This window comes from uncultured Cyclobacterium sp. (assembly GCF_963976465.1).
Taxonomy (GTDB): domain Bacteria; phylum Bacteroidota; class Bacteroidia; order Cytophagales; family Cyclobacteriaceae; genus Cyclobacterium.
The window spans coordinates 1-8,310 of sequence record NZ_CAXBOC010000229.1 but is presented as its reverse complement, the minus strand read 5'-3'; the positions used below and the strand labels follow the sequence as shown (position 1 = coordinate 8,310).

Genomic DNA, 8,310 nt, shown 5'->3' with positions numbered 1-8,310 from the left:
AAAAAAATGTCTTTATCTTCTCCGCTATATATTCTAGGCCAAAAATATGGTTTTACACGAGATACATAGCCACTCAACCAGTTCCCGTCTTTTTTAAGTTTAAAACCTTCTATTAATAATTGCTCTGCCCAATAATTTGCTTTGGCAATAATCGGATAAAGTTTTTGACCATAATATTCCTGAGCTGGGTTAGAAATTCTATAATCTGTGTTGACGACTGAACTATAAAAATCTAATTCCCCTTTGGTAAAGAAATTATACCCTCCTTCATAATATCGAAACTCGAAACTTAACTCATTTTCGACATATCCACGATACGTTTCGTTGGACTGAAATTGTAACTGCCCTCCGGTGGCCAATTCATATGCAGTTCGAACCAAGTGCTTAAATGGATACTCTTTCCCATTAACCACAACATAATACTGACTCCGTACAAGATTTTTTGGAATACCTTGTTGATCTATGATAGATGCTGCTTGCTCGATATGGGTTCTATTTAATACTTCTAATTTCATGAAATCAGTTTTGTGTAGAATCTTCCACAACTTCTTTTTCTTCTGGAAAAATAAAGTCAGCGCATATACTATCCACCTCTATTGATTCCTCCAATAGTGCTAGTGCCCAATCTCTTCTTGAAGCTCGGAGGCAAGCCCTTACTGTTGCAGATAGCTCTTCACATGGAGCAATCAATTTTCTAATTTCTTCTAGTTTATTTTCTAGTCTTTCTTCTCTCCTAACTGATGGTGTAGATTGATATTCTGCGTCTAAAATATCAACTTCCTGTATAAGAGTGTTGGACTTTTTCCATTTGATGTGCCTCGCTGTTTTTAAGTCTTGAAAGTTTAAGTCCAACTTTTTAATAGTATACTTTGCTCTAATATGATCCCAGTTTGTATCAATAATATTAGCAGGTTTCATTTCACCATTCTCATTTACAATTAATTTTTTAGGATCATTCTTTTTGGTAGGATCAAGAAAATAAATTATTTCATCTTCACAATCATCTTCCGGGCGTGTTGCACAATTAGTTCTTACAGCAAAGTGATCTACCTTCAATGTGTTGCCTACACCGCCAGATATCCTATAATTTTTATAATCAAAAGTAAACCACCAATAACCATCGCGTTCAATTTTAACTCCTGATGTATCATCAATTGCTCTTTTTTTTGGTCTAAAATGATCCACGTGATAGTAGGAATAAATTTCTCGGGCTTCTGAATACCAGCATTTTCCATAAGATAATCTCTTAAGTTCTTCCTTTAAACCCTTCCAATGCTTTTGACTGGAAGATCTATCAATTATCTCATCTCGTTTAGCTTTGTTATCTCTATTAACAATTAATTCATCAAGAAGCTCTTGTGATTTATCCAGCCAGTCTTGTGATGGCTTCAATTTTTTTAAGTCAATATAAATCATGCTCTATTCTTCATCATTTTACTAACTATTTCAAAAGCTTTGCTCTTTGTCTCATTATTACTGCCGGTAGTTGAATCTCTTTTGTCACGTAAATACTTTTGATAGGCAATCACAAATTCGGAATAAAGTGGGTCCTTGAATATTTGAGAAAATCCAGCACTATTTAATATTTCATATAGGTCTTTAAGTCTTTTTTCCTGTTGCTCATTTAACTTGCTCTCACTTTCTAGAAACAAAAGTTCATTCCTTTCATCTAATAATTTTTGAGTGTCCACATCTAATGTAGATGGTAGGCCAAAAAGATCACTTGTCAATATCCCTGCCACCCCTAGCCCTCTTGGATCAATATCGGGCTCGATAGCCTCACTCAAGGCATGGAGTCTAAGTTCATCAAATTTATCTTTTGGTACTTCTTGACTCATTACCGGTTTTTCTTTACCAAATAATCGAACCTGCGATTTCACCATACTCCCTATAACTAAAGGATCATGCGTGTTTATGATTACTTGAGTAGTCTTATCTTCATGTAAATCCTCTAAATCTTCAACACTAGTCTCTAGTTTAGATTTGGATTTAACAAGTTTTTTCAAATAATGTAAATAATCATACTTCCATAAAGGATTTAAGTGAGTATCCGGTTCATCAAGGAGAACTAATGACTCTTCTTCTCTAGTGAATATTAATAACCCAATCACCGTTAGTAATTGCTGTTCACCTTCACTTAACTCTTTAAATGTTACAATTCCATCTTTCTTTTTTTTGACTCTGACTTTCACTTCATCTAGCATATCAGATATGTAAGTACTTTCAAGAGCCTTAAATAAAAATGTGTTACTCGGTTTTTGGTTACTATAATCGAAGTATTTAGCAGCAAATTCCTTCAATTTCTTTTTGTCAGATACATAGAGATAGAGCTTTTCTCTCTTTACGCCCTTACTTCTAAAATCAGGATAAATCGTTTCATCAGAAAGTATAGGTGCATAAGAAGAGTCATATAATACACTTAAGAAATCCTTAACAAGACCTTCTGCATTCCAGAATCTCGGATCACCTGATTTACTTTTCCAAATAGGTTCTTGCAACACAAAAAGAACTGACTCAAGGTCTTCGATTCCTAGCACATCATTTAGAAAGTCTTTCGATTTCTTTTCCATTCTTTCAAGTGCAAAGAATGCCATTAAAACAAAAAAGCTATGTATTGGCTTTACATAGAACAGCCTGCGTAAATCATCGAGCTCATCAATTTCAAAATCTTTTTTGATTATTTTATTATAGAAATTCCTTTGATGTTCCCAAAAAATCTCGTCTAAGCGATTGCTTACACCTGAATAATAGGTAAATATATATTTGGGCAGAAAATTTCTTTTTCCTTCTTTACTGAAAAACTCTGAAAATGAAGGTCTTTTTTCATCTTCCTCGACATTAATTTTATAATTTGATTCAGTATAATCAATAATAATTGTTTTGCCGTGACAATAATACTTTATCCAATAGTTAAATTCTGGAAAGCGTCTTGAAGTTGGTGTACTTAAGTCTAAGTATTTGAAAATATTTACTAGTGCTTCAATCAAATTTGATTTGCCAGTAGCATTTTGTCCGAGAAGTACTGTATTCATTTGATCTTCATCAAAATCAATACAGAATTTTTTGAGATTTTTAAAATCTTCTATATAAACTTTATCAATTCTCATTTTGATAAGGATAAAAGTGATTGAGTTCCTTTCTTGACTTCATCAACCTTGCTTTTAACCTTTTTTAATTCAGCGTAAAACTCCTCGATATTTTCCTTATGCTTACTTTTCTGCCATACATTTTTGGTCAGCATGGGTTTGTCTGAAGTTTTGAGTACTTCTTCAATGCTCAGTCCTTTACTCATCTTCTTTATTTTTTTTGGTGCTTTTTTCCTTAATTTCTTCTGCTCTTCTTGGTATTTTTTCTTTTCTGCCTGTATTCGTTTGAGTAGTTCTGATGCTGGCTCATCATTAGGGTCTTGCGTCACCAATTTTCCTTCAAATGCTCTCTTTATAATAGATTGGCGTAGGGCTTCTGATTTATTAAGTCCTGATTCTATCGTTTTTTCAAGATTTTCAATTATTGAAAATTGGGATTCTATCTCCAAAATGATTTGTTCTTGTTCTTCAAAAGAACACAGCGCCAAAGGAGCTTCACGCATATTTTCAAGACTCAAAACAGGTCTTCCAACTCCATAAACTAACCCTTTTATCATTTTACCACCATAGACATCTGATTGGAAGTAAAGATGCAGGTAGGGGGTTATTTTAGGATTGATAGGCTTCATCAAAGCCACAGATTGGCTGACATAAGCCTCTGGTATTTCATCTTTTATAAAGGCTATCTTACCTACATTGGCCCCTGTTATAGTCATTAACAAATCCCCTTTCTGTACTAAACTCCTTTTCCCTTCAACATTTTCAGGAAGATTCACATAGGCTGCATTTTCAATTTCTAGCTTATTGGTTTTAATATCTTGTGTCCGTATAAAATAGGCTCCGGTTTCATCATAATACTTTTTCCAATCTCTAGAACCGCTAGTTACATAATATAAGATATCATTATTTCTAATCCATTCCCAATCTTTAGGTATTGGTGGTAACTGCTCTAAAATTTCTTGATGTAAAGGTGCAAAATCGATTAGTTTGGTAGGCTTCCCCGGTTTCCTTCCTTTCTTCCCATTTTTCTCCCATTCTTTTGCCGCAGCTTTCCAATCTTTAAGTTCCTGTTCGTAGCGTTGTTGGCGTTCTTCTTTGATGAATTCAAGCAGTTTTTCTGCAGGTTCAGGGTTATTTTCTTTACGCCATTGCTCGGTTAGTTTGCCTTCAAAGGCATATTTAAGCAATGCCTGTCTATATGCGTTCACTTGGTTTTGTGCTTTTTTTAGATTTTCATCACCATTATCTAAATCACTGAAAAGTTCTTCTATTTTATCAATGATTCTATTCTGCTCGTTTATTGGGGGCAATGGGATATGACTTTTTGAAAAAACTGAAATCCAATATCTTTTATGAGTATCGCTTCTTACATCGGTAATTTGCATAGCATAAAAAACATATTTCAAATTTATCAAATCGCAGAAAGGCACTAAAATCTTCATTGCTGATGATTTTACCTTAAAAGGAAAGTTAACATACCTTGATGCGGTTGTAAAATCATCAAATATTATTGCAGGAAGCTGTTTGAAAATACCGTCTTCCTCGTTTGTATAACCCTTGATAAAAGATTTCCCAGGGGTTAATACTGGGGTTTTATAATTTTCCTTATAATCTGTGCTTCTTACTATATACTTTGTGGGCTGTATGTAATCAACTAATTCTTCAAATTCTACTTCTATCCAACTATTTACCATTACGCCACCAATTCTTTATTAAGTTCATCAATCACTTCATCTAGATTGTCTCCAAACAAATTCCACATTTTCATCAGGCCACCTTTAGTATCAAAAGGGCTATAATCCAAATCATCTTTTTCTAAATTAAAGGAAGTAGCAATATGGTCTTTTATCATTCGTAACCATATCATTTGATCTTCGGTATATTTTAGATTACCAGCTTGTTTTTTAAAAACCCAATCTTGAAAGCGCTTGTCCACGGCTTTGTTATATGGAGTAAGCTTCTCATCTAAGCCCATTACCCTACGCACCAAACTTACCAAAGCGATCATTTCATTAAGTGGCTGGCTCCTTTGCAAATTATCAATATGTTCATACGCTTGCCAAATACGTAGTGGCGCTAAAATGGGTTTGTCTTCCTTTAGCTTTTCCAACAGTTCCTTCACCATTTTATAGGTCAATTCTTTCCTCTCATAAGGTTGGGCGTAAAACCAGCTCAATGCCACAATTTCATCCTTATTGACTTCTATATAGTTTTTAAAATCCGCTACCAACTCAGCCGCTTTTTGCTGTGCTTGAGTGTCCCAGCCTGCAAATTCCAATTCATCAATATTGACAACATCAATAATCTGTTCTAGAGACTTTCGCACATTGTCTGTATACTCAATCAATTCACCTGTAATGGCGATAGTTGCTTTTTTTGCCATTTCTTCTTGTGCTTCATCCACCTGAGCAGGAGTGGGCCGCTCATATTTAGCTTTGGCAAAGTCCTGCACCTTATCCGGATCAAAAACTCCCAACAAATCCTTTGTCATTTGATTGATTGATTTCCCCTTGGCCAAATCTTGAAATTTGTTTTTCTCATCTTGGGTTATTTGCTTTTCTATACGTCCCAGTCTACCGGCAAGCGATACAAATAAATCTTCATCAACATTTCCCATCATAGCGGCATACATCAAATCTTTAAGAGCCACACCTCTTTTTCGTTCCAAAGGTCGGCTGTCCGTTTTAGTGGTTTTCATAACTCCAACTGCATCAACAATAACGAAATGGTCTTTGGTTGCTATTGCTGAGGGTGTTACTTTTTTTAAATCTTCTAGCCTAATAGTTCTTGTGCCACGACCTTTCATCTGTTCAAAATAGCCCTTAGATTTTACATTTCGCATAAATATAAGGCACTCCAATGGTTTTACGTCTGTACCAGTGGCAATCATATCTACCGTAACCGCAATGCGTGGATAATAATCATTTCTAAAAGAAGACAATACTGTTTTAGGATTCTCTACTGTGTTATAAGTTATCTTTTTGCAAAAACTGTTTCCTTCACCAAACTCTTCTCGTATAAGGTTTATAATATCATCTGCATGGCTGTCTGTTTTGGCAAAAACTAAAGTTTTCGGTACTTCCTTTCTGCCTGGGAATATTTCAGGTAATTTGTTTTTAAAAGCCTTTATGACATTCCTAATTTGGCTCGGGTTAACGATATCCTTATCCAATTGATTGGAAGTATAGGTTACATCTTCATCAAGTTGTTCCCAACGCTTGCGCCTGCTTAACTTTTCACGCTTATCAACAAACTCCTTTGCTTCAATTACTGCCCCTGTCTTGGTTATTTTGGTTTCAATCAAATAGGTGTCATAAGTAACATTTACTCCATCGGCCACAGCTTCTTCGTGAGGATATTCACTTACAATATTCTCATTAAAAAAACCAAAAGTACGCTTGTCTGGTGTAGCAGTTAGCCCAATCAAAAACGAATCAAAATATTCCAAGACTTGCCGCCATAGATTGTAAATGGAGCGGTGACATTCATCAATTACTATAAAATCAAAAAACTCAATTGGTATTTTTTGATTGTACACAACCGGTAGTGGCTCTTTTGGTAGCCAGCCTTTTTCATTTGGGTTTTCTTCTTCGGCTTTTTCATCCAATACTTCACCCTTTAAAATCGAATATAAACGTTGAATCGTACTAATACAAACATGGGGATCAGGGTTTACGAAAGATGACGTCAAACGCTGAACAGAATAAAGTTCGGTAAATGTTCTATTTTCATCAGGAGGGGTAAATGCCATAAACTCCTGTTCTGCTTGCTCCCCCAAATTTTTGGTATCTACTAGAAATAAAATGCGCTTTGCATCCCCATATTCCAGCAAACGATAAATGGAAGAAATTGCTGTAAAAGTTTTTCCGGCACCTGTAGCCATTTGAATCAAGGCTCTTGGCTTATTCTCTTCAAAAGAAACTTCAAGATTCTTTATTGCTGAAAATTGACAATCACGCAAGTTTCCTTTTTCCAAAGTTGGAAAGTTGAACAAGCGTCCTCTGAGGGTTTCTTCAACTTTTAGTTGCTGTTTGATAGTCTCTGGCCTAAGAAAAGAAAAAACATTTTTGGCTCTTGGTTTTGGGTCTCTTGTATTTGTAAAGCGCGTTATTACACCTGTTGATTCATATATAAAAGGCAGTGGTTCATTGTTGAAATATTTTAGTTTACTGGAAGCATAAGATCCAGACTGATCTTCAACGACGGTAATATTCTGGGCTTCCTCTTCTTTCTTTGCTTCAATTACCCCTACTGGTGCTCTATCCACAAACAATACATAATCTGCAGGACCAACTTCAGTTAAATACTCCGTTATGGCAATTCCAATGCCAGCCCCAAAGTCAATTTTCGTCTTTTCCTGAATAACCCATCCAGCAAGACGCAGCTTTTCATCTATGCGGTCACGAGCAATTTGTTCAGGAGTTTGGTTATCTGCCATTCAAGCTTATTCTTTCAATAGTTGTAAAAATACCTTTCTATTTTATCTTCTCATCATTACCATACCCAAAATTCAAGCTTCCCTCCTTTTTTAATTTATAAAGTAATTGACTTACTTTTATTGTCCAATGTTGAGTGTGGCTTTATTCCTCTTTTTTCTCTTTTTTAGACTGTCCACCGAAAATATTAATTCCAATACCCGCAGAAATAAACATATTACCATTGTATTTCCAGTCATATTCTGATTGGTTGTTTATATAATCTACACCTGTATACAAACCAATTTGAAAAGTCTGAAATCTTAAATTTATACCAGTTAAACCTGTTATTGTTTCTACACTTTGGTCCTTACCTGCTTCTATACTTGAATTGGTCGATGTTAAGTTTGTTGACCCCAAACCAAATCCGATTTGCCAAGTCAAATCCCAATCATTTATAAAACTCTCTCGTAATCTAACTGCCAAAGTGAAATTCACATTGAAATCTGTTTCAAAATTAATTTCTCCTTCAGATGACCTTAATTTAACAGGTAATGCAAGTGCACCAAAACTTAAAATTTCACGTCCTTTGGCATTTTTAACTCTTGCATAATCAGTTTTTGATATTTTATAGATTTTATAGTTCAAGGGAATAGCGCTTGGTTGGTCCGCTCGAAGGGTTAAAACTTGAAATTCAATATCGTCTGCCTTCACTGAAGTTATTTCATATCGGATATATGGCACCAAGAATTCTGCATTTACTAAATTATTTGCTTGAGTGTCAAAATCCTTTACATAGGTAATAGGAA

At 35.0% G+C, this 8,310-nt stretch carries 6 protein-coding genes; all 6 read right to left on the bottom strand.

Annotated elements, in window-relative coordinates; all coding sequences use genetic code 11:
- A partial coding sequence (locus AAC037_RS13535) for a hypothetical protein (protein ID WP_339903490.1) occupies positions 1-515 on the bottom strand: 515 nt, incomplete at its 3' end.
- A 4-nt stretch (positions 516-519) separates the two neighbouring features.
- Complete coding sequence (locus tag AAC037_RS13530) at positions 520-1,416, bottom strand: hypothetical protein (RefSeq protein WP_339903489.1); 897 nt, start codon at positions 1,414-1,416, stop codon at positions 520-522.
- Positions 1,413-3,107, bottom strand: a complete 1,695-nt coding sequence (locus AAC037_RS13525; RefSeq protein WP_339903488.1) for an AAA family ATPase — start codon at positions 3,105-3,107, stop codon at positions 1,413-1,415. Before AAC037_RS13525 ends, AAC037_RS13530 begins: the two co-directional genes overlap by 4 nt.
- Positions 3,104-4,780: a restriction endonuclease subunit S gene (locus AAC037_RS13520; protein ID WP_339903487.1), complete on the bottom strand. Its 1,677-nt coding sequence runs from the start codon at positions 4,778-4,780 to the stop codon at positions 3,104-3,106. The genes AAC037_RS13525 and AAC037_RS13520 overlap by 4 nt, the downstream gene beginning before the upstream one ends.
- Positions 4,780-7,524, bottom strand: a complete 2,745-nt coding sequence (locus AAC037_RS13515) for a DEAD/DEAH box helicase family protein (protein WP_339903486.1) — start codon at positions 7,522-7,524, stop codon at positions 4,780-4,782. The genes AAC037_RS13520 and AAC037_RS13515 overlap by 1 nt, the downstream gene beginning before the upstream one ends.
- Positions 7,525-7,666: 142 nt before the next feature.
- A partial coding sequence (locus AAC037_RS13510) for a hypothetical protein (RefSeq protein WP_339903485.1) occupies positions 7,667-8,310 on the bottom strand: 644 nt, incomplete at its 5' end.

Coding starts and splice junctions, on each gene's coding strand:
- AAC037_RS13530 (WP_339903489.1), bottom strand. CDS start 1,416: ATGATTTATATTGACTTAAAAAAATTGAAGCCATCACAAGACTGGCTG.
- AAC037_RS13525 (WP_339903488.1), bottom strand. CDS start 3,107: ATGAGAATTGATAAAGTTTATATAGAAGATTTTAAAAATCTCAAAAAA.
- AAC037_RS13520 (WP_339903487.1), bottom strand. CDS start 4,780: ATGGTAAATAGTTGGATAGAAGTAGAATTTGAAGAATTAGTTGATTAC.
- AAC037_RS13515 (WP_339903486.1), bottom strand. CDS start 7,524: ATGGCAGATAACCAAACTCCTGAACAAATTGCTCGTGACCGCATAGAT.